The 25,710-nt window shown below is 62.2% G+C and carries 21 protein-coding genes and 1 pseudogene; 3 read left to right on the top strand and 19 right to left on the bottom strand.

The genetic code is table 11. From position 1 onward, the window contains the following. Window positions 1-30: 30 nt before the first annotated feature. The 6 genes from ACXADQ_RS17845 to ACXADQ_RS17820 form a co-directional block, all read right to left on the bottom strand. Entirely contained in the window at window positions 31-1,110 is a 1,080-nt protein-coding gene (locus ACXADQ_RS17845) for a DUF1513 domain-containing protein (RefSeq protein WP_475324215.1), read from the bottom strand. A 1-nt stretch (window position 1,111) separates the two neighbouring features. Continuing rightward, entirely contained in the window at window positions 1,112-2,119 is a 1,008-nt protein-coding gene (locus ACXADQ_RS17840) for an imelysin family protein (protein ID WP_475324212.1), read from the bottom strand. After that, a complete protein-coding gene (locus ACXADQ_RS17835) occupies window positions 2,119-3,609 on the bottom strand; it encodes a di-heme oxidoreductase family protein (protein ID WP_475324209.1) in 1,491 nt (496 codons plus the stop codon). The genes ACXADQ_RS17840 and ACXADQ_RS17835 overlap by 1 nt, the downstream gene beginning before the upstream one ends. 106 nt (window positions 3,610-3,715) lie before the next feature. Next, entirely contained in the window at window positions 3,716-4,987 is a 1,272-nt protein-coding gene (locus ACXADQ_RS17830) for an imelysin family protein (RefSeq protein WP_475324206.1), read from the bottom strand. A 31-nt stretch (window positions 4,988-5,018) separates the two neighbouring features. After that, entirely contained in the window at window positions 5,019-5,180 is a 162-nt protein-coding gene (gene hemP / locus ACXADQ_RS17825) for a hemin uptake protein HemP (protein ID WP_475326102.1), read from the bottom strand. A gap of 5 nt (window positions 5,181-5,185) precedes the next feature. After that, window positions 5,186-5,362, bottom strand: a complete 177-nt coding sequence (locus tag ACXADQ_RS17820) for a hypothetical protein (RefSeq protein ID WP_475324202.1) — start codon at window positions 5,360-5,362, stop codon at window positions 5,186-5,188. Window positions 5,363-5,560: 198 nt separating this feature from the next. On the opposite strand from ACXADQ_RS17820, the gene mnmH reads away from it, so the two are divergent. Continuing rightward, window positions 5,561-6,628, top strand: coding sequence for a tRNA 2-selenouridine(34) synthase MnmH (gene mnmH / locus ACXADQ_RS17815; protein ID WP_475324198.1), 1,068 nt, complete (start codon window positions 5,561-5,563; stop codon window positions 6,626-6,628). Here the strand turns inward: mnmH and selD are convergent. The 13 genes and pseudogenes from selD to ACXADQ_RS17750 form a co-directional block, all read right to left on the bottom strand. Further along, window positions 6,594-8,768: a selenide, water dikinase SelD gene (gene selD / locus ACXADQ_RS17810; RefSeq protein ID WP_475324195.1), complete on the bottom strand. Its 2,175-nt coding sequence runs from the start codon at window positions 8,766-8,768 to the stop codon at window positions 6,594-6,596. The genes mnmH and selD overlap by 35 nt on opposite strands. Window positions 8,769-8,870: 102 nt before the next feature. Further along, window positions 8,871-11,531 (bottom strand): molybdopterin-dependent oxidoreductase, encoded by a 2,661-nt coding sequence (locus tag ACXADQ_RS17805; RefSeq protein WP_475324192.1) that lies wholly within the window; start codon window positions 11,529-11,531, stop codon window positions 8,871-8,873. 89 nt (window positions 11,532-11,620) lie between these two features. Further along, a pseudogene (locus ACXADQ_RS17800) lies at window positions 11,621-12,862 on the bottom strand (NAD(P)/FAD-dependent oxidoreductase); the annotation flags it as partial. After that, window positions 12,859-13,335, bottom strand: coding sequence for a globin family protein (locus ACXADQ_RS17795; protein WP_475324189.1), 477 nt, complete (start codon window positions 13,333-13,335; stop codon window positions 12,859-12,861). The gene ACXADQ_RS17795 and the pseudogene ACXADQ_RS17800, both read right to left, overlap by 4 nt. 6 nt (window positions 13,336-13,341) lie before the next feature. After that, a complete protein-coding gene (locus tag ACXADQ_RS17790; protein WP_475324186.1) occupies window positions 13,342-15,048 on the bottom strand; it encodes an ABC transporter ATP-binding protein in 1,707 nt (568 codons plus the stop codon). Between the two features lie 5 nt (window positions 15,049-15,053). Further along, entirely contained in the window at window positions 15,054-16,148 is a 1,095-nt protein-coding gene (locus ACXADQ_RS17785) for an ABC transporter permease (protein ID WP_475324182.1), read from the bottom strand. 76 nt (window positions 16,149-16,224) lie between these two features. Continuing rightward, window positions 16,225-17,592 (bottom strand): CmpA/NrtA family ABC transporter substrate-binding protein, encoded by a 1,368-nt coding sequence (locus ACXADQ_RS17780; protein ID WP_475324177.1) that lies wholly within the window; start codon window positions 17,590-17,592, stop codon window positions 16,225-16,227. Between the two features lie 261 nt (window positions 17,593-17,853). Continuing rightward, the gene (locus ACXADQ_RS17775; protein WP_475324172.1) at window positions 17,854-19,026 is read right to left on the bottom strand and encodes an ABC transporter substrate-binding protein; all 1,173 of its coding nucleotides are present in this window, start codon (window positions 19,024-19,026) and stop codon (window positions 17,854-17,856) included. Further along, a complete protein-coding gene (locus ACXADQ_RS17770) occupies window positions 19,023-19,607 on the bottom strand; it encodes an ANTAR domain-containing response regulator (RefSeq protein ID WP_475324168.1) in 585 nt (194 codons plus the stop codon). Before ACXADQ_RS17770 ends, ACXADQ_RS17775 begins: the two co-directional genes overlap by 4 nt. 134 nt (window positions 19,608-19,741) lie before the next feature. Next, window positions 19,742-20,593 (bottom strand): carboxylating nicotinate-nucleotide diphosphorylase, encoded by an 852-nt coding sequence (nadC, locus tag ACXADQ_RS17765; protein WP_475324163.1) that lies wholly within the window; start codon window positions 20,591-20,593, stop codon window positions 19,742-19,744. After that, window positions 20,590-22,170, bottom strand: a complete 1,581-nt coding sequence (locus tag ACXADQ_RS17760; RefSeq protein ID WP_475324159.1) for an L-aspartate oxidase — start codon at window positions 22,168-22,170, stop codon at window positions 20,590-20,592. Before ACXADQ_RS17760 ends, nadC begins: the two co-directional genes overlap by 4 nt. Window positions 22,171-22,185: 15 nt before the next feature. Then, window positions 22,186-23,238 (bottom strand): quinolinate synthase NadA, encoded by a 1,053-nt coding sequence (nadA, locus tag ACXADQ_RS17755; protein ID WP_475324156.1) that lies wholly within the window; start codon window positions 23,236-23,238, stop codon window positions 22,186-22,188. 106 nt (window positions 23,239-23,344) lie between these two features. Continuing rightward, window positions 23,345-23,824, bottom strand: a complete 480-nt coding sequence (locus tag ACXADQ_RS17750) for a MarR family winged helix-turn-helix transcriptional regulator (protein ID WP_475324153.1) — start codon at window positions 23,822-23,824, stop codon at window positions 23,345-23,347. 146 nt (window positions 23,825-23,970) lie between these two features. Between ACXADQ_RS17750 and ACXADQ_RS17745 the strand changes: the two genes are divergently transcribed. Both ACXADQ_RS17745 and ACXADQ_RS17740 read left to right on the top strand, forming a co-directional pair. Next, window positions 23,971-25,008 (top strand): cupin domain-containing protein, encoded by a 1,038-nt coding sequence (locus ACXADQ_RS17745; protein WP_475324149.1) that lies wholly within the window; start codon window positions 23,971-23,973, stop codon window positions 25,006-25,008. Further along, a complete protein-coding gene (locus ACXADQ_RS17740) occupies window positions 25,005-25,703 on the top strand; it encodes a fumarylacetoacetate hydrolase family protein (RefSeq protein ID WP_475324145.1) in 699 nt (232 codons plus the stop codon). The genes ACXADQ_RS17745 and ACXADQ_RS17740 overlap by 4 nt, the downstream gene beginning before the upstream one ends. The last annotated feature ends 7 nt before the right edge of the window (window positions 25,704-25,710 follow it).

Here is a 25,710-nt window from a genome sequence, read left to right as displayed (position 1 = left end):
GTGTCGCCGGGCCTGTTCATCCGGGGCCGATCACACAGAAATCAGGTGGTTGTCCCAGGCCAGTTTTTGCTGGCTCAGCACCTGCGTTTCGTGTCCCGCGAACCGGATCACCCGCCCTGTGCCCGCTGTCGCGACAAAGCCCGTGCCCAGCCTGTTCAGCCCGCAGACATCGGGTTCGTCCACATGCCAAGCGAAGGCGCCGGTTTCCGCGTCAAAGGCATGGATCATTCCGCCGCGCGGGCTTGAGATCGCAACCTGCGCCCCATTCCCGGCAAAGCTGATCGAGCCCGCATAGCCCTTCATCCCGGCATGCAATTCAGCACTGGCTTTGCCCAGGATGGGCGGGTTGCCACTGCCCGGCCGGTACAGCCCCACCAGCGGCGGGTGGTCGGTGCTATTGCCCTGCCATTGCATGGCAAACCCCACCAGCCCGTCGTCGCGCACCGCAAGGTGGCGGATCGAGTTCAGCCTTAGCGCCGAGTCCAGCTGCGTGACCTCGCGGATGTCGCCCTCGGCGCCGATCAGCGTCAGATTTGCGCGCATGGTCGGCAGGTTCAGAGGGGTGCGTCCGCTTTCGGGATGGGTGTCGATCCCGCCATTGGCGATCACGAACTGATCACGTCCGGGCAGGCGCAACATGTCATGCGGCCCAACCCCGCCCGAGCTGAAATCCCCCACACGCTTGTATCCGCGCGACCGATCCCAAACGGCGATGCGCCCTGTGCCGGACTCGTAATCGTTTTCCGGGGTGAACAGCAGCCGACCATCCGCTGAAAACACACCATGCCCGTAAAAATGTCGTCCCTGAGGGCAATCAAGCTGCGCCAGAACAGTGCCACGCGCGCAGTCAATCACCTGCGCAAAGGTCCCCGGGCGGCGGGCAAAGGCCACCACCTCGGCCGCTTCGGGGTGAGCCGCCGCCGCATGGCCGCGCCCGGGCAGGGACACGCGAAACAGGGCATTGCCCTGAGCATCCAGTCCAAACAGAGCAAAGCCAGCAGCGGTTTTCGCCGCCGACAGAAAGCGCGGTCCCCCCAGATCCGCCCAGCTGACCGCGGGCGTCATGCCGGCCGCCAGCAACCCAGCCAAGAAACCGCGCCGTGTGGTCATCTTAATCCCCATCCAAGGCGTTGAACCCCGCCGCGACGCCCAGCTTGGCACCGATATCGGCCAGTTGCTGTTCACGAAGCAGGTTTATGGTTTGTTGCAGGATCTCGATCTGCAGGCGCGTCGCGGGATCCTCGACCCCGGCAAAGACCGGATCCTTCAGGTCCTCAGCCTGGCTGATGGCCAGATCGAACGCGGTCCCGACCTCGCGGGTCAGGTCTTCATCCCCTGCTGACAGGATCAAGGCCAGTTGGCGCAAGGCGTGCAGCGACAGGACCACATGATGCAACGAGCGGCCAGACCGGCGGGCCTCGGCGCGTTTGGGGCGGGGTTTGTCGAACGTACCCAGAGGCCGCCCCAACCGGGTATCCGAGGTGAATTGCAGCCCAGTCGACAGGGCCTTGAACAGTTCCTGGCGCACCTCTTCGGCGTTGCGATAGGGACTGTAATCCTGGCCAGGGGTCTTCATCAGCGCGCCATAGCTGCCTTGCCAGTCCTGCGCGATCGCGTGACTGGTGGTCGCGATATCTGTCGCCAGCGCGCGGATCAGCGCACAGGCATAGGCCGGATCGGACCTGAAATCCGGATCATACAGCAGGAATTCCAGCGCATAGAATCCGCGCGCCGCGATCGAGAGCGACGCAACCCCCTCGGGCGTGGTGATGATCGGATCGGTTTGCGCAATGATCTGATGCAGGGCCTTGGGCGTCTTGCCCCGGCTGTCGGGCCAGAAGGCCAGCGCAAAGGCGCGGTTGTCCCGCTCGGTCGGACCAAAGCGCAGATGGCTGATAGTAATCCAGCGATCAAAGGCCAATCCCCAGGCGCGGCGCAGCGTCTCTGACTGAGGGTCGCAGTCAGACTGCGCGGTCTCGGCCATGCGGCGGGTGCTGTCCTCGAGCGCAAGGAAACCGGGCAGAACATGGGTATCAATTGCGGTATCCGCCACCGAGCTGTCGGCCCAAAGCGGCAGGGGCAGGGCGACCGACGCCGCGATCAACAAAGGTTTCAGCATCACAAGCTTTCCAAGAAGGCAATCAGCGCGGCCCGATCCGGGGCGGGCAGGGTGGCAAAGCGATCACGGGCGGGCTGGGCTTCGCCTCCATGCCACAGGATCGCCTCGCTCAAAGAGCGGGCCCGCCCGTCATGCAGGTAGAACGCGGCCCCCAGGACCTGTTTCACGCGACCCATACCCCACAATGGCGGGGTGCGCCACTCGGAACCTGAGGCACGGCTGGCCGGTCTGCCATCAGCCAGCCCGGGCCCCATATCGTGCAACAGGAAATCCGAATAGGGCCAGATCATCTGAAACCCGCGCGGATCGTTTTCGCGCCGCTCGGTCACATAGGCAGGCGTGTGGCAGGCCGCGCAACCAATATCCAGGAACAGATCCCGCCCGGCCAGCACCGTTTCAGGCGCCGCCGAGCGGGCCGGCACAGCCAAGGAGGCCACGAACTGGGTGGACAGATCCAGCCCTGTGTCGTCCAGCTCGGTCCCGCGCACGTCCTGATCCCCGTGCGGCGCGGAGCGGCAGGCCTGTTGCGCCTCGGTGCAATCGCCCCATGGATCAGGGAACAGAGGGGTCGAAATTCCGATGTCATGGGCAAACGCATCGGCCACCTGTTCGCGCAGGGTCGGGGTTTCGGCCTTCCAGCCATAGCGGCCCAGCATGGGCTGGCCGGTCTGGCGCGAAATCACGATGTTGGCGCGGCCACTGATGCCATCGCCATCCACATCTTCGGGATCGGCGCCACCCAGAATATCCTGCGCGCGGATCGCATCAATCAGACCCATCCCTTGCAGGCTGGGCCCAAGGCGCGGGCTGACCATTGTGTCGGGCGACAGCGGCGCGCCGGTATCATAGTAGGGCGCGCGCAGGCTTACCCGACTGCCGTCGCCCAGCGTCACCACCCGTTCGACATAGCGCACCGTGGGCGTGCCCTCGGCCGTCAGACCGGCGATGCTTTTAGGTTGCAGCTGTCCGCCGAAGCTGGGATCGGGCCTGGTCGCCAGATAGTCCTGAATCGCTGCGATCTCAGGCCCGCCGGGGACCGACAGACGTAGCAACACGCCCACGGGCAGCGGGCCATCCGCCTGGGGGCCTCGAGCGCGCCCCATGCCGGGATGGCAGGCCGCACAGTTGCGCGCATTATACCGGGGTCCCAGCCCATCCGAGGCCTTGGTCGAGGACGGAGAGGACACCCAGAGCTTTTCGAACATGGCGTGTCCCAGTGCAACGGTCAGCTGTTCGTCAGCACTCAGGCCGGGCATGGGCTGGGACAGCGCTTGCGCTCCCAGATCGCCATGTAGCGTAGTTTTTCCGCCGGGATTGGATTTAAACGGGTTCACCTGTCCGGGAACCAGCGCCATGGCCTGGGAGATCCGCGCGGTTTCAGCGGCGCTGCGCGTGTCCCCGGCCCATGCCGGGCCGGGATGGGCAAGCGCTATATACAGCGCGAGGGCCCCCATGACAGAGGGCAGACAGCGGTTCAGTGGCTTTGGCATTTTCAGAGAGCAGGGCATCGGAGGCTGGCTTGTGCTGGCATGTGCTTGCATAAAAAACCACCCCCGGCCGTGCGACAGACACGTTGGCCGGGGGTGGCAGGGCGCATTACTGGAAGACAGCGTTGGGGTTGTCCAGGCTGTCCGAGCCCTCGACCGCCAAGGCGTCCAGACCCAGAACCGTAACGACGCGTTCGATCGATTTGGTCTGATCGACCAGACCGTTCACGCCGCCCATGATCAGGGCCTCGCCTTTTTCGTTGCCACGTTCCAGCATCTGGTCATAGGCATAGCCCCCATCTGCGGCGGCCTTCAGCGCGCCCAGGGCGGTCATGGTGGTGGCCAGCTTGGCCTTCATCTCGGCGTCCAGCGCGGGGTCTTTGGCGGCAACCAGATCGGTCAGCGCCGGGCCGGTCACAACGGTGCCATCGATGCGGGTGTAGCTGCCCAGATAGACATTCTGGATACCCTGACCATCATAGAAATGGCTGTTATGGGTGTTGTCCGAGAAGCAGTCATGCTCTTCCTCGGGGTCATTCAGCAGCAAGCCCAGACGCATCCGCTCGCCAGCTTGTTCGCCATAGGACAGGCTGCCCATGCCGGTCAGGATGGCGCTCAGCCCGGCGGTGTCGTCGGCCAGAACCTCGGCGCGGGCGGCGCCACCTTCGGCCCATTGCGCCACCATCCATTCCAGATCGCTGATCAGCAGGTCGGTGGCCGCGGTCAGATACTGGCCACGCCGATCACAGTTGCCGCCCGTACATGAGTCACCCGCTGCGAAATCCGATGCCGGACGATCGCCAGCGCCGGGACCCGTGCCGTTCAGATCCTGGCCCCAGAGCAGGAATTCAATCGCGTGATAGCCGGTGGCCACGTTGGCCTCGACACCGTCTGCCTCTTGCAGCGCGTTTTCCAGCAGGTCCGGCGTGATGGTCGAGGCATCAACCTCTTTGCCGCCCAAGGTGAATTTCGGGGTCGCGATGACATTCAGAACGGCATAGTCGTTCTCGTCCGAGGGACCACCATAAGACGCGTCCACATAGTCGATCAGACCCTCGTCCAGCGGCCAGGCGTTCACCTTGCCCTCCCAGTCATCCACGATGGCGTTGCCGAAACGATAGACCTCGGTCTGCTGGTAAGGGTTGCGCGAGGCCAGCCAGGCGGCGCGGGCCGCGGCCAGCGTTTCATCCGACGGGTCGGTAATCAGCGCTGCAACGGCAGCCTTCAAAGCCTGGGCCGTGGTCAGGCTGTCCTCGTATTTCGCCAGGGCGATGTCCGCATAGGTGGTCAGGACGTCCGAAGCTGCGGGGGTCTCGGCCCATACGCTGGTGGCGGACATGCTGGCTGCCAGGGCCGTCGTGGCCAGGATGGTGCGTTTCATGATCTGTCTCTCTGTTGCTAGATCGGTTGGGTTATTTGGTTAGGATCAGCTTGCCCGCGCGGGTGATCCGCAGGCTGTAAACCTGATCGCCCAGGATGATGCGGGCCTGGGTGCCGCCTTTGGTCAGGTCCTCGGCATAGTGCACGGGCAGACCTTCAAGAATATCGGTGGCGCCTTCGCGGCTCATACGCATATTCGTCATGGGCGGATCTCCGAATGCTCGAAACGGTCCAGCAGCCATTCCAGACAGATACCGGCGGACATGCCGGATTCGGTCATCAGTCGGCGGATCGAGGGTTCACGGATGGATGTGTCATTGGCCAACCCGCTGGACCGCGGGGTTTGTCCGGCCACAAAGATTTGCGCGTTTCTCATTACGGACGTCCCATTTGTATGTTCACTACATTCGGGCTGACCGCAGGCGCGGCTGGCTGGATGTCTTTTAACTGACTAAATAAGTCGGAATAGTCAAGTTGAGTTTTTTACTAAGTTAATTATTTTCCCCCTGACGTTGGGTCCTGCGCGAGAATCGGGCGCTCTGGCCTGTGGCGACGCGCTGACGTACAAAGAGGCATGAAACACACGCTCACCTCGCTCAACGATCTGAAAACACTGCCCTTTGACGACATCATCGACGTGCGCGCCCCGGCCGAGTTCGCCGAGGATCACATCCCGGGGGCGATGTCCTTGCCGGTTTTGTCGGATGCCGAGCGCGCCCAGGTCGGCACCGTCTATGTGCAACAGGATCCGTTTTTGGCGCGGAAATTGGGGGCGGCTTTGGTGGCGCGCAATGCGGCGACTCATCTCCAGGGCCCGCTGGCCGATCGTCCCGGAAGCTGGCGTCCGCTGGTCTATTGTTGGCGCGGCGGGCAGCGTTCGGGTTCGTTCGCGTCAATCCTGGCCCAGATCGGCTGGCGGGTTGGGCTGGTCGAGGGGGGCTATAAATCCTACCGCCGCCTTGTCGTACGTGCGCTGTATGAGCACCCGCTGCCGTTTCGTGTGATCCTTTTGGATGGTGGCACGGGCACTGGCAAAACCCGCCTGTTGGCGCATCTGGCCGCGCGGGGCGAACAGGTTCTGGACCTGGAAGCCCTGGCGCAGCATCGCGGCTCGTTATTGGGCGGTCAGCCCAGCGATCAGCCGTCCCAAAAGCGCTTTAAATCCGAACTGGCCATGGCACTTAGCGCACTGAACCCGTCCCGCCCGATCTATATCGAGGCTGAAAGCAACAAGATCGGTGCCCGGATCGTGCCGCCCTCCCTGTGGCAGGCCATGCTGCGCGCCGATCATGTCCGGATTTCGGCCTCGCTGAATGCACGCGCAACGTATTTGGTCGCGTCCTATGGGGCGCTTTTGCAGGACCCGGCGCTGCTTGAGGAAAAACTCGGCGTGCTGGCGCGGTTTCACGGGCACGGACTGGTCGCGCAATGGCAAAAGATGGCGCGCATAGGGGATTTTGAGCCCTTAGCTGTGGCGCTAATTCAGACGCACTACGACCCCAGCTATCGGCGCTCGTCACGGCGGGTGCGCGCCCCTTTACTGGATCTGTCGCTGGCATCGCTGCACGAGGACGATTTGAAACAGGCGGCCTCGCAGATTGCGGCGCTTAGCGGCACATCAACCGGGCTGGCCCCTCGATAATCCGTCCAATCCGGGCAGCGGGAAGTCCCTGCGCCTGCAACCGGGACAATATCTGATCCGCCTGATCTGGCGCAACGGCCGCCAACAGCCCGCCTGCGGTTTGCGGATCATGCAAAAGCGCAGCTTTAGCACCTGAGGCTTGCAGGACTGGCGCGTACTTTAGATTCTCTTCGTAAAGGGTTGATTTTACACCATTCGAGGACAGCTCTACCGCACCTTGGTAGGTTGGAATATCTTCCAAATAGATATCGGCGCCGACATGTGACGCGGTGCATAGCGATTGCAAATGCCCAGCCAGCCCAAACCCGGTCACATCCGTCATGGCATGGGCCTGGCGCAGGCCCTCTGCCGCCTTGTCTTGCGGTTGGGCCATCGTATTCAGAAGGCGCGCGACGTCTCGCCCGCGCGCCTTGCCCTGCATCTGAGCTGCCAAAACCACGCCAGAGCCCAACGGTCGGGTCAGGATCAGCACATCTCCGGGCTGCGCCCCGGCATGGGTGATGGGCGTGTCCACCAATCCGGTAATGTTGAATCCGATTGTCATTTCAGGGCCTTGCGAGGAATGGCCGCCAACGATCTCGGCCCCCGAAGCGGTGAAAATCTCGGCAGCTGCGGAGGTGATTTCACCCAATGTGCGGGCTTGAAGCGCGGGTGACATCGGGGACAGGATGATCGACGTCAGGACCGCCTGTGGCGTGGCGCCCATCGCCCAGATATCCCCCAGAGCATGCACCGCAGCGATGCGCGCCATCAACGCCGGATCCTCGGTGAAAGCCTTCAGGTGGTCCGTGGTCAGGACCTGATTTTGCCCGTTGATTTGCAGAATCGCGGCGTCGTCTCCGGCGCCGCTCAGCACATCCGCGCGCTGGCTTTGGGGCAAGGACGACAGTGCTGCGCCGAGCGCTGAGGGCGAGAGTTTCGAGCCGCAGCCACCACAAATCGGCTGTCCGTCCCCTATGGCATCGTCGACGCCAAGCGTTGCCAACGGCGGGGATTCTACGTGAGGCATGTCCGGTAAGTCCCTAAACATGCGCATGAATTTCTGATCGATGTGGTTCTTGATCCGCCACAGCCAAGGGCCTTGCCAGACGCGGCCCCACTTTTCGGCCAGTGCGGATTTTCGCCCCAGTGAAATGAGCTTGAGATAGTCCTTTTGCGGTTTGAACGCCCGCATTTCCTGTCCGCTGAGCGCCGCGCGCAGGTTGTTGTACAGGATCGGAGCAGCGCGCACGGCGTATACGCCTGCTTTGGGCCGCGGGGCATGGGCCAGATGCGCGCAATCTCCGACAGCGAACAGGTCTGGATGGCCCGAGACTTGCAGAGTCGGATCCACGATGACGAACCCTTCGTGCAGAGGTAATCCAGTGTCTGCCAGCCACGATTGCGGCCGCGCCCCGGCGACACCGATCGTTAGTCCAGCTGCGAGGGTTTCGCCCGTGTCCAGCGTCGGTCCAGTAGCGCGTATTTCAGATATAATAGTATTATTTCTAATGCTTACGCCGCTTTCCTCAAGTGCCAATTGAAGATGGGGGCGTGGGGTCGGGTCAGCGCCAAGGATCGTCTCTTCGGCCTCGATCAAGGTAACATTCGCAGTGCCCGTCGCCTGGCGCAAGGCATGGGCCATCGCCAGCGACAGCTCGACTCCGGCGACGCCCCCGCCAATCACCGCTACGGGCTCGGCGTGTCCATCCCGGCGCGCGGCCTCGACATAGTGCGCCCAGGTTTCGGCGTAGATATCCAGCGGTTTGGCGCCAATGGCGTGTTCAGTGAACCCCGGTATTTGCGGCAGCTCGGAGGTGATGCCAACATCGATCGAGGCAACGTCATAGGCGATCTGCTGACCGCCCTCCAGGGTGATGGTTTTGGCCGCAGCATCCAGGCCCACAGCGCGATCCAATATGACGCGCGCCCCGGCGAAACGAGCCAGGCGGACAAGGTCAATCTCCAGGTCCTCGCGCGTGTAGTGCCCCGCGATATGGCCGGGCAGCATCCCTGAATAGGGCGCGGTGGGGCCCGGATTGATCACCGTCAGACGAGTGCCGGGCAGGGGCTGCATGCCCCATTTCAGTAGCACCAGCGCATGCGCATGCCCACCACCGATCAGCACCAGGTCGCGGGTCAGGGGGATTTGCGTCTGCATGGCTGGCATCCTTGGGTCCGAACTATTCCATTCCCAAGATGTATCCTGCCCAGGGCCAATGCGCTATGGGGCAGTCGGATTTACCGGCTCACATAATTGCGATTATTCTGCGGCTTGCTGCACCTTAAGCGAGGCCAGAAGACCCGCCAATTCCGGTCGGCACGAGCCGCAGTTGGTCCCGGCATTCAGCGCGGCCCCGATCTGCTCGACGCTGACCAGCTTCTGTTCGGTGATCGCCGCCAGGATCGTGTTCACACCCACATCAAAGCAGGCGCAGACGATTGCGCCCGGATCAGGGCGATCCGCCGAGGGACGACCCGCCAGGGCCCCATTGGGCGCCTCGCCGATCATGCCGGCCATATGGTTGCGCGCGACCTCGACCGGGGTGGGGGCCGCGAACAGTGCGCCGACCAGACGCCCATCCTCGATCAGGGCGATGCGGGCGGTGCCCTTGGCCGGGTCCAGCACGGATTGCACCTGCGCATTGGGCGCGCTCAGCAGGGTGCGGGCGTAGGCCTCCCAATCTGCGGGGATCTGAGAATCGGCCAGCTCGACCCGCCAGCCGTTGTTGCTGCGGGCACTGGCCCAATAGTCTGTCTGTGATTTCGGCTCGTCCAGCGACACGGCAAAGCCGTACCACGCGGCCTGATATTTGCGCACCTGCGCGACCGAGGCTTTGGATTCGGGCTGGCCCGACACCGGATCGGTATTCGGGGCCACCAGCGCATCCACCCGACCCGCCGAGGCATATTGCGCGGTCCAGTGCATCGGGGCAAAGACCTGACCGGGCTGCACACGATCCGTGATCAGCGCGCGCAGCAGCGCGGTGCCAAAGGGGTTCTGCACCTCGACGATATCGGCCGGGGCCAGACCCAGATCGGCGGCGTCATTGGGGTGAATTTCCAGATAGGGCTCGCCCAGGTGCTGGGATAGGCGCGCAGATTTTGCGGTGCGGGTCATGGTGTGCCAATGATCGCGCACCCGGCCGGTGTTCAGACGGAACGGCGTCTCGGCCGAGGGCGTGGACTGCGGTCCGCGATACTGGATCGGCAACATGCGCGCCTTGCCCGAGGGGGTAAAAAACTGCCCGTCACCAAAGAACCGCCCGCCCGTGCGAACAGCGGTGACGGGCCAGTAGACGGGTTCCAGCGTGTCGTATTCTTCGTCCGTCAGGGCGCTGAGGCCCGAGATATCGAAATCCTTGCCCAATTGGCCCGCGATACCGGACAGGGCGGCGTATTCGCGGAAAACCTCGGCCTGGGATTGGTAATCAAAAGCATCGTGCCAGCCCATGCGGCGGCCCACATCGGCCATGATATCCCAATCGTGGCGCGCCTCGCCCGGGGCGGGCAGGAAACCGCGCTGGCGCGAGATGCAGCGTTCCGAGTTGGTCACGGTGCCGTCCTTTTCGCCCCATCCGGTGGCAGGCAGCACCACATGCGCCAGCTTGGCGGTGTCGGTGTCTGCGGTCAGGTCGCTGACGACCACGAAATCGCAGCCCTCGATCGCGGCCTTCACCGCGTCGGCATCGGGCATCGAGACGACGGGGTTGGTGCACATCACCCACAGGGCCTTGATCCGCCCATCACCTACGGCCTGGAACATGTCCACGGCCTTGGCGCCCGCGGCCTCGGGCATTTCGGGGGCGTTCCAGAAGGTTTTCACCGCCGTGCGATGCTCGGGGACCTCCAGATCCAGGTGACACGCAAGCATATTGGCCAGCCCACCCACTTCTCGGCCGCCCATAGCGTTGGGTTGGCCTGTGACCGAGAAAGGGCCCATACCGGGCTGGCCGATCCGGCCGGTGGCCAGATGACAGTTCAGGATCGCGTTCACCTTGTCCGCACCGGCGGTGGATTGGTTCACACCCTGAGAATAGACCGTGACCACCTTTTCGGTGCCGATCCACATGTTGCAGAATTTCTGAATCTCGGCCTCGGACAGGCCGGTGACCGAGGTGTCACAGCTGCTGGCCGCATCAAGCGCGGCGTCAAAGCCTTCGACATGGCTGCCGACGAAATTGCTGTCGACCGCGCCTTGTTCCTGAATTTCCACCAGCAGGCGGTTGAACAGGGCCGCATCCCCACCCGGGGCAATCGACAGGTGCAAATCCGCCAGATCCGAGGTCGCCGTGCGGCGTGGGTCGATATTCACGACCTTCATCTTGGGGTTGGCCTTTTTCGCGGCCACGATGCGCTGGAACAGCACCGGGTGGCACCAGGCCAGGTTCGAGCCCGTCAGCACCACCAGATCAGCGGTTTCCAGATCGGTATACTGGCCGGGCACGGTGTCGGTGCCAAAGGCGCGTTTGTGACCAGCGACGGACGACGCCATACACAGGCGCGAATTCGTGTCGATATTGGCCGAACCGATAAAGCCCTTCATCAGCTTGTTGGCGACATAGTAGTCCTCGGTCAGCAGCTGACCCGAGACATAAAAGGCGACGCTATCGGGCCCGTGCTGGGCGATGGTGTCTTTGAATTTCTGGGCGACCAGATCCAGCGCGCTGTCCCAATCGGCAGGGGCGCCGTTCACTTGCGGGCCGAGCAGTCGGTCATCCAGCCAGGTGGTTTCCCCCAGCGCGGTGCCCTTTGAGCAAAGCCGCCCCAGGTTGGCCGGATGATCCGGGTCGGGCTTGGCTTGCACGCCGCCTTTGCCATCGGGGCTGATGATCACGCCGCAGCCAACACCGCAATACGGACAGGTCGTCTTACAGCTGGGCGAGGTCTGGTCCATGGTCGGCAAGATGCGCACGTTCTGCATTGGTCTGTCCCTTTGTGCCCGTGGCCGGGCGGTCTTGGTCTGCCGGCGCCAGGGCCGGGTCGTTCGGTTTGTGCCCGCCGCTAGGCGGTCAGGCTGCACTGGCCGCCATACGGATCGGCCTGCGGGCCGCCCTGAAAGCCGGGTCCAAAGATCAGCATGTCCCGGATCGAGGCCACATCCTGGCCGTCGCGGATCAGGTTGTAGAACCAGCCACCATCCGAGGTGTCGCCATACATCACGGCGCCGATCACTTTGTTTTCCTTAAGAATCAGACGCTTATAGAAGCCCGAGGCATGGTCATGCAGGATGATATCTTCGCGGTCCTCGCCGCTGGCGAAATCGCCCGCGCTGAACAGATCGCAGCCGGTGACCTTCAACTTGGTCGAGACTTCCTTGTTCACAAAGCGCGCTTCGATCCCCAGCAAGGTTTTGGCAACCACCTCGGCCTGATCATAGAGCGGGGCGACCAGCCCAAACAGCTGTCCGTTATGTTCGACACATTCGCCGACGGCCAGAATATCCGGGTCCGAGGTGACCATGTGATCATCCACAACGACACCGCGTTCCACCGTCAGGCCGGTGTCCGCTGCCAATTGCGTGGATGGGCGGATGCCTACGGCCATCACCAGCAGATCGCAGGGCAATACAGTGCCGTCCTCCAGCTCCAGCCCGGTGACCTGACCATCTTGGCCCAGAATTTGTTTGGAATTCGCGTTGCACAGAACGGTGATGCCCCGTGCTTCGAGCGCCTGTTGCAACAAAGTTGCGGCGGCCGGGTCCAGCTGACGCTCCATCAGATGACCCATGATATGGACGACGGTCACTTCTACCCCGCGCGAGCGCAAGCCCGCTGCAGCCTCCAGACCCAGAAGACCTCCTCCAATCACGACGGCCTTTGCGCTGGGTCTCTCTCCCAGGGCGATCATCCGTCTAGTATCTTCCAAGTCCCGATAGGCGATCACGCCGTCCATATCGTAGCCGGGTAGGGGAATCATGAAGGGGTTGGACCCCGTACCCAACACAATCTTGTCATATGACACTTTGCCGCGTTCACCAAGCACCTCTTGGCGAATCGGGTCGATCGACAAGACTTTCTCGCCAAATCGGCAGTTTATCCCGTGTTCTTCATACCAATCATCGTCATGGGTAACGATTTCTTCGTAGGTTTTTTCGCCGGCCAGCACGGGCGACAACATCAGTCGGTTGTAATTCCCGCGCGGCTCGGCGTTGAACAGGGTGATGTCATAGGCATCGGGGGCCTCGGACAGCAGGCGATCCAACACCCGTCCCGTGGCCATCCCAGCACCTATGACAACAAGCTTCTGCCTCATGCCCAGAACTTCCAGAAGGGTTTCTTGGGTGCTGCGGCCGCGATGGCCTCGGGGGCAGGGGTGGCCGGATAGGCGGCGTCTTTCATCACACCGCTCAGAGTGGTGTAGGCGCTGACCCAGGCCTCTTTCACCTCGGGGGTGAAGGCATCGCCCAGGCCCTTTTCCAGGGTGCGCAGCAACGAAGCGCCAACCGCGTCATAATCAGCAGGCTGCACCCCGTAATCCACGTGCTTGACGGCCAGCTGTTGGGCGACAGGAACGATTTTGTCCAGATCCTTCAACCCGTTCACCACGACGGCCAGGGTTGCCATCAGCTTGGACCCTTGTTCCTTCATGTCGGAATGAGAGAAATAGGGTTTGACCTGAGGGGCGGTTTCGAACAGGTCGGCATAGAAAATCTCGGCCGCAGTGTCCTTGATCGGAACAACCTTGGCAAAGCTGTCCTGTACGAGGGAAATCGTCTTGTCGTCCATAGTGGCTTACTCCGCTGCTATTGGTTTTGTTGGTTCTTTCTTCTTGGGTTTCGCGCCGTGTTCGTATTCTTCGAGGAAATCGAGCACTTCTTGGCGGAAATTGTAGTAATCGGGGTGTTCCAGCAGCGCCTTGCGCGAGCGCGGGCGGGGCAGGTCAACGTCAACGATTTTACCGATGGTGGCCTGCGGGCCGTTGGTCATCATGACCACGCGGTCAGCCAGAAGGATCGCCTCGTCCACGTCGTGGGTCACGCAGATGGCGGTCACCTTGGTGCGTTCCCAGACTTCCATCAGAACTTCTTGCAGCTCCCAACGGGTCAGGCTGTCCAGCATCCCAAAGGGTTCATCCAGCAGCAGCAGTTTGGGCGACAGGGCAAAGGCGCGGGCAATGCCCACACGTTGTTTCATCCCGTTCGACATGGAATGGGCGGGGCGGTCCATGGCGTCGGCCATGCCCACGCGCTCCAGGTAGTATTCCACCACGTCCTGACGCTCGGCCTGGCTGGCCTTGGGGTACACTTTGTCCACACCGATGGCGCAGTTTTCACGCGCACTCAGCCAGGGGAACAGGTTGGGCGACTGGAACACCACGGCGCGTTCGGGATCAGCGCCTTCGACGTGGCGGCCATCCAGACGGATTGCGCCTTTGGAGATGTCATTCAGCCCCGCAGCCATGGTCAGCACGGTGGATTTGCCGCAGCCCGAGTGGCCGATCAGCGAGATGAACTCGCCCCGGTTCATTTTCAGGTTAAAGTCCTCGACCACGGTCAGGGGGCCTTTGGGCGTGGGATAGACCTTGTGCAACTGGCTGAAGTCCAGGAAGTTGCGCTCGATCATGCCCTTTTGCGCGTCCGACACGGCCGAGGGCAGGTTCGGGTCCACCTCCAGCGCGGATTTCGCGTGGATCGGTTCGACATTGGGCAGGATGCGGCTGCCTTCGGCCTTGGCCTCGATCCCGACATCCATCAGATAGCTGGTGACCTCGGCGCGCAGCTTTTTAAAGCCGTCGTGGTGGTTCATTTCCATCCGGTCGCGAGGGCGGGGGATGTCCACCTTGAAGGCATCCCCCAGCGTTCCGTCAGGGTTCAGCGGGATGATGCGGTCGGCCAGAATGATCGCCTCGTCCACGTCATTGGTGATCAGGACACAGGTTTTCTTGTCGGCTTCCCAGATATGTTCGATCTCGTCGGCCAGGTTGGCACGGGTCAGCGCGTCCAGTGCAGACAGGGGCTCGTCCAGTAGCAGAACCTCGGGGTTCATCGCCAGGGCACGGGCCACGTTCACACGCTGGCGCATCCCGCCCGACAGTTCTGCGGGACGACGGGTTGTGGCGTGGCTCAGCCCCACCATCTTGACGTAATGTGCGACTTTCTCGGCCTTTTCTTTCTTACCCATGTTGGGAAAGATCGTATCGACCGCCAGACCCACATTGCCGTTCACCGTCAGCCACGGCATCAACGAGTAGTTCTGGAAAATCACCCCGCGTTCCGGGCCAGGGCCGGTGATGGGCTGACCCTTGAAGGTGACCTCGCCCTTGGTGGGGGTATCCAGACCAGCCATCAGGTTGATCAGGGTGGTTTTGCCGGTGCCCGAGAAGCCCAGGATGACCAGAAACTCGCCTTCCTCTACCTCGAGGTTGATGTTCTTCAGCACGTGGTGAGCGTTTGTCCCCTCACCAAAGCTTTTGTGGACGTTTTTGAAGCTAATCGACATGTTGATCACCGGTTATTCGAGAAGGTGAACAGCGATTGCAGGGCGTACATCACGCGGTCCAGCAAGAAGCCGATGATACCGATGGTGAACACGGCCACCATGATCTTGGCCAGCGATTGCGAGCTACCGTTCTGGAATTCATCCCAGACGAATTTGCCCAGACCGGGGTTCTGCGCCAGCATTTCAGCGGCGATCAGCACCATCCAGCCAACACCCAAGGACAGACGCAGACCGGTAAAGATCAGCGGCAGGGCCGAGGGCAGCACCAGCTTGGTGATCTTGGTGTAGGTGCTCATTTTCAGAACCTTGGACACGGCGACCAGGTCTTTGTCGATCGAGCTGACACCCAGCGCGGTGTTGATCAGCGTGGGCCACAGCGAACACAGGGTCACGGTGATGGCCGAGATCAGGAAGCTTTTCGAGAACATGCCGTCATTGGTAGCGTACACGGCCGAGACAACCATGGTCACGATCGGCAGCCAGGCCAGCGGCGACACGGGTTTGAAGATCTGAACAATCGGGTTCACGGCGGCGTTGGCGGTCTTGGACAGACCAGCAGCGATGCCAACCGGAACGGCGACGATGGTGGCGATCAGGAACCCGAAGAACACGGTTTTGATCGAGGTCCAGATCTGCTGGTAATAGGTGGGTTTGCCGGTATAGGCGCGCTCTTTGACTTTGTCGGCCTTGCCAGCTGCGATCAGCTTGGCGTTGCGCGCGTCCTGGCGTTCATAGAACGCGGCGGCTTTGTCTTGTTCGCGCAGGTGGTCGGCGTGCAGGTTTTCAACCTGTTCCCAGACGGCGGCGGGGCCGGGGATCGCACCCAGCGAGGTTTGCACCTTGGGCGCCAGCGTGCCCCACAGCAGCAAGAACACCAGAATGGCCAGCAGGGGAACACCCAGCAGCTGCCAGATTTCCTTGCCTTGGGCACGGGGGTTGTCGCCTGCGATGGCTTTCAGGATCGGGGTGATCCAAGCAAGGCCCAGTACCTTGAACCAGGCATCCATCTTGTTGATGCGGGTGAACATCCGGGCGCGGCGGGCTTCCTTTTCGGCAGCCTTGTCAGCCTCGGAGAGGGATTGGGGGTCAATTGCGGTCATCTGTCTGATCCTGCGGGGTTTCGCGGTTAAGGGGTGGGGCCGGGCGCAAGGGGAGCAGCCGCCCGGCCCGAGGGCGTTAGCCCTTCACTTCGCTGCCTTCGACAACCTGGGTGCCTTTCAGGCCGATCGGCAGGCTGTCCAGGTAGGCGTTCGGGGCTTTGCCGTCATAGGCGATGCCATCGATGATGTCCTCGGCCGGGGTCGGGGCCTTGTAGCCATCGGTGTCAAAGTCGAACATGTCCTCGGTGGCCAGGCCGTCGTCGATCAGGCTTTTTGCGGCTTCCAGGTAGATCGAGGGCTTGTAGACCGACTTGGCGACTTCATCGTACCAGCTGTCAGGCTTGGCTTCGGCGATCTGACCCCAGCGACGCATCTGGGTCAGGTACCAGACAGCATCCGAGTAGTAGGGGTAGGTCGCGTTGTAACGGAAGAACACGTTGAAGTCGGGCACGGCGCGCTTGTCGCCTTTTTCGTACTCAAAAGTACCGGTCATCGAGTTCGCGATCACGTCGTAGTCAGCGCCCACATATTCCGAGCGGCTCAGGATTTCCACGGCCTCGGGACGGTTGGCGTTGTCGTTCTCATCCAGCCACATGGCGGCGCGGATCAGAGCCTTGGTGATGGCAATAGTGGTGTTGGGGTTGGCTTCCTGGAACTCTGCCGACAGGCCAAAGACCTTCTCGGGGTTGTTTTTCCACAGCTCATAGTCGGTGATGACCGGAACGCCGATGCCTTTGAACACGGCCTGCTGGTTCCAAGGCTCACCCACGCAGTAGCCATAGATGGTGCCGGCTTCCATGGTGGCAGGCATCTGCGGCGGAGGCGTCACGGACAGCAGCACGTCGGCGCCGATCTGACCGGTCACGTTTTCAGGCGAGTAGAAGCCCGGCTCCAGACCGCCAGCGGCCAGCCAGTAGCGCAGTTCGTAGTTGTGGGTCGACACGGGGAACACCATGCCCATGTTGAAGGGCTTGCCTTCGTCCTTGTACTTCTCAACGACCGGCTTCAGGGCCGAGGCGCTGATCGGGTGGATCGGTTTGCCGTCTGCGTCATGAGGGATGTGTTCCTTCATCTGGGCCCAGATTTCGTTCGACACGGTGATGCCGTTGCCGTTCAGGTCCATCGAGAAGGGGGTGATGATGTGCGCCTCGGTGCCGAAGCCGATGGTCGCCGCCAGGGGCTGACCGGCCAGCATATGCGCGCCGTCCAGGGTGCCCGAAATCACGCCGTCCAGCAGAACTTTCCAGTTTGCTTGCGCTTCCAGGGTCACGAACAGGCCTTCGTCCTCGAAATAGCCTTTTTCATAGGCCACAGCTAGGGGGGCCATGTCGGTCAGTTTGATGAAGCCGAACTTCAGTTCGTCCTTTTCGACGTCCAGCATTTCTGCAGCCGCGGGGGTCACCAGCATGGTCGTGGCTGCCAGGATAGAGGCGATACGTTTCATTCTCAGTCTGTCCTTCAATCAACGCTCCGAAAAGTCGGAACAACAAAAAAGCCGCTGACACACTCTGCCTATGCAGAGGGTCGAGCGGCTTTGCTCAGGGTTTCCCGGGTCATCGGGGAATTTCGGTCGACGCAACGCCCTTGTTACGCCTTGGACCCCATCATGAGGGGGATTCGTGCGGTGCAGCAAGGGGACAAGCCGTGTTTTCCCGGGTTTTGCTGCAATGCGGCGATTGGATTGCCGCATTTGCACATTTTTTCATCACGCGATCTGGTCGGGGTCGAAAATACGACCATCGAAAAAACGATCGGGCGGCAGGATCAATGACCCCGCATTGGTCGCCACGGCGGTGTCAGCGCCCAACGAGCCTTCGATTTTGTCCGACGCCCCCGGCAATTCCGCCGAGGTGTTGCCCAGATGGGTACGGTACAGATCAGGACGGAACACATCGCGTGCGGTCTGAATGGCCTGGGCCCGATCCAGCCCCATACGGCCCGCGATTTGCGCGCCGATCCAACCGGCCTGGCTTTTCCAGGGGAAGGTCGCCGCCCCCGAGAAGAAATCCAGGAAATAGGGGGTCTCGCGTTCCTCGCCCCGCGCCGAGATCACCATCCGCCCGGTCAGCGCCCGGTCGATCACGTCCGGTGCCACCGAGATATATTCGCCGCGCGACAGAATTTCCGCAGCCGTCGTGCGCGCACCATCCGTGCCCAGCCACCGCCCAGCCCGCCACACAGCGCGCAGCAGACGACCAGACAGGTCTGGATCGGACTGAGTCCACTCGTGCCGCACCGCCAGTACCTTTTCGGGCGAGAAATTCCACACGGCCGACATGGGCAGCAACAGCTCTCCGGTGCCGTTTTCCACAGTGATCGAGCCCCAGGGTTCCCCCACGCAGAACGCGTCAATTTCGTCATTGGCGATCGCGTTGGCCATCAAGGGCGGCGGCACCGTGCGGATATCCAGCGATTGCGGCGCGGCAAAGCCCAGCGAGTTCAGCCAGTAATACAACAGCTCGGCATGCATCGAGAACGGGAAGGGCACGCCAATGCGCAGCCGCTTGCCCGTTGCGATCAGGGCTTGCCCTGCGGCTTGGGCATTGTTGAAGTCAAACCCGTGCCCCTGATCGCGCAATTGCGCAGCCAAGGCGTTGCTGACCCCAAAAACATTGCCATTCACCGACATGACCGACAGCGCGTCCAGTCGGGTTTTCACGCCGCCCAGACCCAGGGCCATGGCCACGGGAACAGGCGACAGCATATGCGCGGCCTCGATCTGACCCAGCGCCAGAAGGTCGCGCAGGGTGGACCAGCTGGGCGCGCGGCGCAGCTCCAGGTTCAGGCCTTCTTCTTCGGCAAACCCCAATTCGCGGGCGATAATCAGCGGGGCCGCATCGACAAGGGCGATGAAACCGGCGGTCAGCGTGACGCTCATGACAACAGCCCCGCAGCAGTGACCAGTGATTTGGCAACGTCGATCAGTTTTTTGCCCTGATCCATCGCGGTACGGCGCAAAAGGGCATAGGCCTCGTCCTCGGAAATGCCGCGGGCCTTCATCAGGATGCCCTTGGCACGGTCCAGGGTTTTGCGTTCCTCCAGCGCCAGCTTGGTGGCCTCAAGTTCCGTGCGCATCCGCTGGAACATGTGAAACCGGGTGATCGCAGCATCCAGAATGGGCTTAATCCGATCCGAGCGCATCCCGTCCACCACATAGGCGGACACGCCAGCCTCGATCGCGGCCTTGGTCAGCGCGTCATCGCTGCGGTCTACGAACATCGCGACGGGTCGGTCCAACGGCCCCGAGGCGATGGCGAGTTCCTCGAGGGAATCGCGCGACGGATCGGTCATGTCGATCAGCACCACGTCAGGATCGCCCTGCGCAATACGGCGGGCCAGGCCGGATTCCTCGGCGATGACCGAGATGTCATAGTCGCCCGACGCCTTCAGGCTGTCGACGATCTGCAAAGCACGGTCGCGGTCTTTTTCCACGACAATGATGGATAGGCGGTTTGGCACGTTGGCTGGTCCCCAGTCTGTCTGCGCCCTCGGTTAAGGCCAGTTTGACAGGTCCGAAAGCGAATCCGGGGATATTTCGCGCCAAAAAACGGCAAAAATTCCGCGCGCGATTAAAATTTAGGCGAAAACTTGGGTCAGAAGTCCAGACCCAGATCCAGCGTGCGCACCGAATGGGTCAGTGCCCCGGACGAGATGTAATCAACGCCGGTGGCCGACACTTCGGCGATGCGGTCCAGCTTCATATTGCCCGACGCCTCGAGCACCAGCGCGCCGTTTACCATGGCGACGGCTTTCTCCAGCGTCGGCGTGTCCATGTTGTCCAGCAGGCACACATCCGCGCCGCCAGTTTCCAGAACCTCGGACAGCTGATCCAGTGTGTCCACCTCGATTTCCACCCTTACCATATGCGAGGCATTGGCCTTGGTTGCTTCCAGCACCGGGCGAATGCCTCCGGCGGCGGCGATGTGGTTGTCCTTGATCAGGATCGCGTCAGAGAGCGAAATGCGGTGGTTGAAGCCGCCGCCATGCAGCACCGCCTGTTTTTCCACGATCCGCAGGCCGGGGGTGGTTTTGCGTGTGCAGGTGATGCGGGTCTCGGTGCCCTTGGTTTCCGCGACAAAGGCCGCGGTCAGCGTGGCGATCCCGGTCAGGCGCCCGGCAAAGTTCAGCGCGACCCGTTCGCCCGACAGGATCGAGGCAGCGCGGCCCCGGATCTCCATCAGCGTATCACCCTTTTTGCAAGGGGTGCCGTCGGGCAGCAGGGTTTTCACCTCCAGCTCGGGGTCGGTCAGGCGAAAGGCGATGGCAGCCACTTGCATACCGGACACCACGCCATCCTCGCGCGCATTGATGCGGGCGTTATAGGTGGTCTCGGCCGGAATCACGGCGCGGGTGGTGACGTCACCATACTGGCCCAGGTCCTCCATCAGAGCATTGCGCACCATGGGTTCCAGGATCAGATCGGGCAGGGGGGCGAAGTGGGTCATTGGTCGCTTTCCACGGCAGCGGCGCGAATGCTCAGCGCCTGGTCCAGAGTGATATGGGTGCGCTCGGCGCGTTCGGACAGGTCGGGGAAATCACTGCGGCAATGGGCACCGCGCGATTCCTCGCGTTGCAGGGCGGCCGCCGCGATCAGCGTCGCGGTCGCGGTCATGTTCAGGAAACACAGGCATTCCGGATTGTCGCGTTCCAGCCGGTCAATCACACGCAGTGCGCGGCGCAAACCGACGGCATCGCGCACGACGCCCACGTTATTCGTCATGCAGCGGCGCAGGGTGTCGATGGCGTCCACGGGGGGCGTGGGGCCGCCTTTTTCAAAGCTCAGCGCCACGGGCGCGCCATTCGCGCCTTCGGCCAGCGTCGAGCGGATGCCACGGGCGCAGTGGCGGGCATAGACCAGTGCTTCGAGCAACCCGTTCGAGGCGAGGCGATTCGCGCCATGCAGCCCGGTCGAGGACGCCTCGCCACAGACCCACAGATTGCCTAGGGACGAGCGCCCCTCGGGGTCGGTATCAATCCCGCCCATGTGGTAATGCGCGGCGGCGGCGACGGGGATGGGCTCGGCGACAGGATCGATACCAGCGCGTTCACACGCTTCGGCCACGGCGGGGAAATGGGTCAGGACCTTTTCGCCCAGCACCTCGCGGGTGTCCAGCATGGGGCGGTTGCCGGCCTGGGTCTGGGCATAGATTGCACGGGCCACAATATCGCGCGGAGCCAGCTCGGCGTCGGGGTGTTCCGACAGCATGAACCGGGTGCCATTGCGGTTGATCAGAGTGGCACCTTCGCCGCGCAGGGCCTCGGTGGCCAGGGGGGCGGGGTCTTCGCCCATGTCGATGGCGGTGGGATGGAACTGCACGAACTCGGGGTCTGCAATCATCGCGCCCGCGCGCGCAGCCATGCCGATCACCTGGCCACGGATGCGCGGCGGGTTCGTGGTCAGCTTGAACAAGCCACCCGAGCCACCGCCCGCCATCAGGATCGCCGGACCGCGCAGCAGGATCGACTGCGAGCGATCATCCCCCGAGGTTTCAACCTCGACGCCGGTTGCGACGCCATCCTGGACCTCGAGCGCCGAGGCCATCACACCTTCGAGCACCTGAACCGAGGGGGTGTCGATCACCTGCGCGATCAGCGCTTTCATGATCTCGGCCCCGGCCTGATCGCCCTTCACGCGGACGACACGAGCAAAGCTGTGCGCCGCCTCGCGCGACAGCACATAGCCGCCGTTTTCATCGCGATCAAAGGGCGTGCCCAGCTTCGTGAGGTCGATGATATGTTCGCGCGCTTCCGAGGTCACCAGATCAGCGATTTTATGATCCACGGTGCCAGCGCCGGCATTCACCGTGTCACTTGCATGCGATTTAGGGCTGTCCAAGCCGTCCATCGCGGCAGCCACGCCGCCTTGAGCCCAAGCCGAGGACGCGCCTTCGCCCAGCTTTTCGGGCGAGATCATCACAACAGGGGTCGGGGCCAGATCCAGCGCCGCATAGAGCGCCGCCATCCCAGCCCCCACGATAATGACACGATCTGTCGTGACCACCTGCTTTGGACGATCCGCCATTGGCCTAAACGGTCCTTAGATACCCAGCTCGCGCGAGAGATCGATCATGCGGGTCACGGCCAGTTTGGCCTTTTCGGCCACGGCCGGGTCCACCTCGACTTCGCCGGACATGGTGTGCAGCGCGTACAGCACCTTTTCCAGCGTGATCTTTTTCATATAGGGGCACATGTTGCAGGGGCCGACGAAATCCACCTCGGGCAATTCATCCGAGATGTTCGAGGCCATCGAGCATTCCGTCACCAGCATGGCCTTTTGCGGCTTTTCATCGGTGACGTATTTGATGATCCCGCTGGTCGAGCCCGAGAAATCCGCCTCGGCCACCACATCGGGAGGGCATTCGGGGTGGGCGATGATCCGGGTATCCGGGTTCCATTCGCGGAAATCGCGCAGGTCCTTGGCGGTGTATTGTTCATGCACGATGCACGAGCCTTCCCACCAGACGATGTTCTTTTCCGGCACCTGGTTGGCGATATTCTGCGCCAGGTACTGGTCGGGCGTCATGATGATCGTGTCCTCGGGCAGGGCAGCCACGATCTGGGCCGCGTTCGACGAGGTGCAGCAGATATCGGACGCCGCTTTGACCTCGGCCGTGGTGTTCACATAGGTCACGACGGGCGCACCGGGGTATTTGGCGCGCATCTGGGCGATGCCCTCGGCGGTGACGGATTCGGCCAGGCTGCAACCGGCCTCCATGTCGGGGATCAGAACCGTTTTCGACGGGTTCAGGATCTTGGAGGTTTCGGCCATGAAATGCACGCCGCATTGCACGATCACGTCGGCTTCGACCTCGGTGGCCTTGATGGCCAGCTGCAGGCTGTCGCCCACGAAGTCGGAAATGCCGTGGTAAATCTCGGGCGTCATGTAGTTATGCGCCAGGATCACCGCGCCGCGCTTTTTCTTCAGCGCGTTGATGGCGACCACATAGGGTGCGTAAATGGCCCAGTCGGCGGGTGTGACCACCCGGTCCATCTTGGCGTAAATGTCCATGTTGGCTTGGGCAAGCTCCACGGACGGAGCGAGATCATAGTGCTCTGCCAGGTCGGCGCGCACGGTCGAAAGATCGAGCAACCAGCTATCCTCCAGCTATGGTGTGCTGTGACGTGAAGCTGCTACATAAGGCGAATTTTTAGCGTTTTCCAGCTAAATGCGGCGCTGCGGCGGTTTTTTCCCCAGCCTACGGGCCTTTGGGGAACAGCAACGGGGCGCGGCTGCGGTTGTTGCCGGCATCTGCGGCCTTGCGCATCAGCTGCAGCAGCTGTTCGGTTTCCTGATCATCCAGACCAGACAGGATTTCGCCCTGCAGGGCGTGAACGATGGGGGTCGCCGCATCCAGCACGCGCCGACCGTTGTCTGTCAGGCTCAGAACACGGGCGCGCCGGTCCTGCGGGCTGACCTTGCGGGTGATTAACCCCTTGTTTTGCAAGCGATCCAGTACCGATCCCATGGTGACGCGATCATGCGCGATCAGCCCGGCCAGCGTGGCCTGATCGACTTCGGGATGGTCCGACAGGGCGGACAAAGCGCCGAATTGCACCGGGGTCAGGTCCAGATCGGCCTCTTTCATGCGGGCGGTAAACACCGAGGTCGAGATTTGGTGCAGCCGTCGGATCAACAGCCCGGCCATGGTGTAAATATCGTTGGTCGTTGTACTCAACTGGGGCGGTTCCTTTGCTGTGTCGGTTTTAACCGTGCAGGCGCAGAAGTTCACTATCACATCCTGAAGATATTGACGAGTACACTAATGATAAGTAGACTTCCTATAAATCGGAATCACCCGAAACACCAAGGGAGGGGAGCCAGATGGGCGAAACATTGGGAACATTAGAGGAGCTGCCGCAGGACTATCGCGATGCGATGACCGCTGCGGGGGTTGCGCCACTATGGCCGATGATGCGCAACGTGCTGCCCCATGACCGGCCCAACCCGACCACCCGGCCGGGTTACTGGAATTACGAGGCTCTGCGCCCCTTGCTGCACCGCGCGGGCGAACTGACCCCCGTGGAAAAGGCCGAGCGCCGCGTGTTGGTGTTGTCCGACCCCGGTCGCGGGGCCGGGGCGATGCAGGCGACGGCCTCGATCTATCTGGGGATGCAACTGCTGCTGCCGGGCGAGGCCGCGCCGGCGCATGTGCACACGCCCTCGGCTGTGCGGATCATTGTCGAAGGCAAGGGCGGATATACCGTTGTGGACGGCGAACGCCTGCCCATGGAAGAGGGCGATCTGGTCCTGACGCCTGGCGGGGACTGGCATGACCACGGCCACGACGGCGATGAACCCGTCGTGTGGCTGGATGCGCTGGATCTGCCGCTGTTTTACTATCTCGAAGGTTCTTACGCGGTCGAAGGCCCCTTGCAGGCCCAACGCAACCGACCAGATGCGGGGCAGGTGGAGTATCTGTCCTCGGGGCTGGTGCCCAGCCGCAAACGCGGGTCTGGTGCGCGCAAATACCCGATGGTCCGCTATCCCTGGACCCGGACCGAGGCTGCGCTGCGCGAACTGGCGAAATACACCGATGACGATATTGCCGAGCTGGACTTTGTGAACCCGGAAACCGGGGCAGATGTTCTGCCGACGATGGGATTCACGGCGATGATGCTGAATGCCGGGCAGGTGGTGAAACCTGTGCTGCAATCGGCCTCGGCTGCCTTTCATGTGGTCAAAGGGCGTGGCAAGACCACGATTGACGGCGAGACTTTCGAATGGGGTCCCAAGGACACGTTCAGCGCCCCGGTCTTTGCCGAAATCACGCATGAGGCCGAGGAGGAAAGCTTCCTTGTCCGCGTGCACGACCGCCCGCTACAGGAAAAACTAGGTTACTACGAGGAACGCGCAAGATGAGCAGCTATCTGTTCAAGACCCCCGACATTCAATCCATCCCCGTACAGGGAGAGGACGCCCAATATCCGATCAACCGCATTTTCTGCGTGGGACGCAACTATGCCGCCCATGCCGCTGAAATGGGGGTCGAGGTGGACCGCGAGGCGCCGTTTTACTTCACCAAATCGCCCTCGGCCAATCTGGCCAGCGGGGAAACCCTGCCGTATCCGCCGGGCACCGAGAATTTCCATTACGAGATGGAACTGGTGCTGGTGATCGGCAAGCCCGTGTTCCGGGTCTCGGTCGCGGACGCTGACGACGCGATCTATGCCTATGGCTGCGGTCTGGACATGACCCGGCGCGATTTGCAATTGGTGGCGCGCGCCAAGCAGCGCCCCTGGGATCTGGGCAAGGATGTCGAAGGCTCGGCCGTGTTCGCTCCGTTGACCAAGGCCGCTGAGATTGGTGCGCTGGGCGAACAGCGTATCCACCTGGAGGTCAACGGCGAGGTCAAGCAAGAGGCCCAACTGAAAGACCTGATCCACAACGTTCAGGAAATCGTGGCCGATCTGTCCAAATACTATCACCTGGTGCCCGGTGACGTGATCATGACCGGCACCCCGGCTGGCGTTGGCCCTGTGGTGGCTGGGGATGTGATTACTGGCGGTGTGGATGGGCTGGAGCCCATTGAACTGACGATCGGCGCCCCCGAATAAAGTGACG

The sequence above is a fragment of the Thalassovita sp. ABM4_323 genome (genome assembly GCF_056158665.1).
The sequence above is the reverse complement of the archived record's forward strand: the minus strand, read 5'-3'. Positions and strand labels throughout refer to the sequence as shown.

Coding starts and splice junctions, on each gene's coding strand:
- ACXADQ_RS17790 (WP_475324186.1), bottom strand. CDS start 15,048: ATGTCGATTAGCTTCAAAAACGTCCACAAAAGCTTTGGTGAGGGGACA.
- ACXADQ_RS17740 (WP_475324145.1), top strand. CDS start 25,005: ATGAGCAGCTATCTGTTCAAGACCCCCGACATTCAATCCATCCCCGTA.
- mnmH (WP_475324198.1), top strand. CDS start 5,561: ATGAAACACACGCTCACCTCGCTCAACGATCTGAAAACACTGCCCTTT.
- ACXADQ_RS17795 (WP_475324189.1), bottom strand. CDS start 13,335: ATGGACGACAAGACGATTTCCCTCGTACAGGACAGCTTTGCCAAGGTT.
- ACXADQ_RS17785 (WP_475324182.1), bottom strand. CDS start 16,148: ATGACCGCAATTGACCCCCAATCCCTCTCCGAGGCTGACAAGGCTGCC.
- selD (WP_475324195.1), bottom strand. CDS start 8,768: ATGCAGACGCAAATCCCCCTGACCCGCGACCTGGTGCTGATCGGTGGT.
- ACXADQ_RS17835 (WP_475324209.1), bottom strand. CDS start 3,609: ATGCCAAAGCCACTGAACCGCTGTCTGCCCTCTGTCATGGGGGCCCTC.
- ACXADQ_RS17845 (WP_475324215.1), bottom strand. CDS start 1,110: ATGACCACACGGCGCGGTTTCTTGGCTGGGTTGCTGGCGGCCGGCATG.
- ACXADQ_RS17820 (WP_475324202.1), bottom strand. CDS start 5,362: ATGAGAAACGCGCAAATCTTTGTGGCCGGACAAACCCCGCGGTCCAGC.
- ACXADQ_RS17775 (WP_475324172.1), bottom strand. CDS start 19,026: ATGAGCGTCACGCTGACCGCCGGTTTCATCGCCCTTGTCGATGCGGCC.
- nadC (WP_475324163.1), bottom strand. CDS start 20,593: ATGACCCACTTCGCCCCCCTGCCCGATCTGATCCTGGAACCCATGGTG.
- ACXADQ_RS17830 (WP_475324206.1), bottom strand. CDS start 4,987: ATGAAACGCACCATCCTGGCCACGACGGCCCTGGCAGCCAGCATGTCC.
- ACXADQ_RS17745 (WP_475324149.1), top strand. CDS start 23,971: ATGGGCGAAACATTGGGAACATTAGAGGAGCTGCCGCAGGACTATCGC.
- hemP (WP_475326102.1), bottom strand. CDS start 5,180: ATGCGTATGAGCCGCGAAGGCGCCACCGATATTCTTGAAGGTCTGCCC.
- ACXADQ_RS17805 (WP_475324192.1), bottom strand. CDS start 11,531: ATGCAGAACGTGCGCATCTTGCCGACCATGGACCAGACCTCGCCCAGC.
- ACXADQ_RS17760 (WP_475324159.1), bottom strand. CDS start 22,170: ATGGCGGATCGTCCAAAGCAGGTGGTCACGACAGATCGTGTCATTATC.
- ACXADQ_RS17780 (WP_475324177.1), bottom strand. CDS start 17,592: ATGAAACGTATCGCCTCTATCCTGGCAGCCACGACCATGCTGGTGACC.
- ACXADQ_RS17840 (WP_475324212.1), bottom strand. CDS start 2,119: ATGCTGAAACCTTTGTTGATCGCGGCGTCGGTCGCCCTGCCCCTGCCG.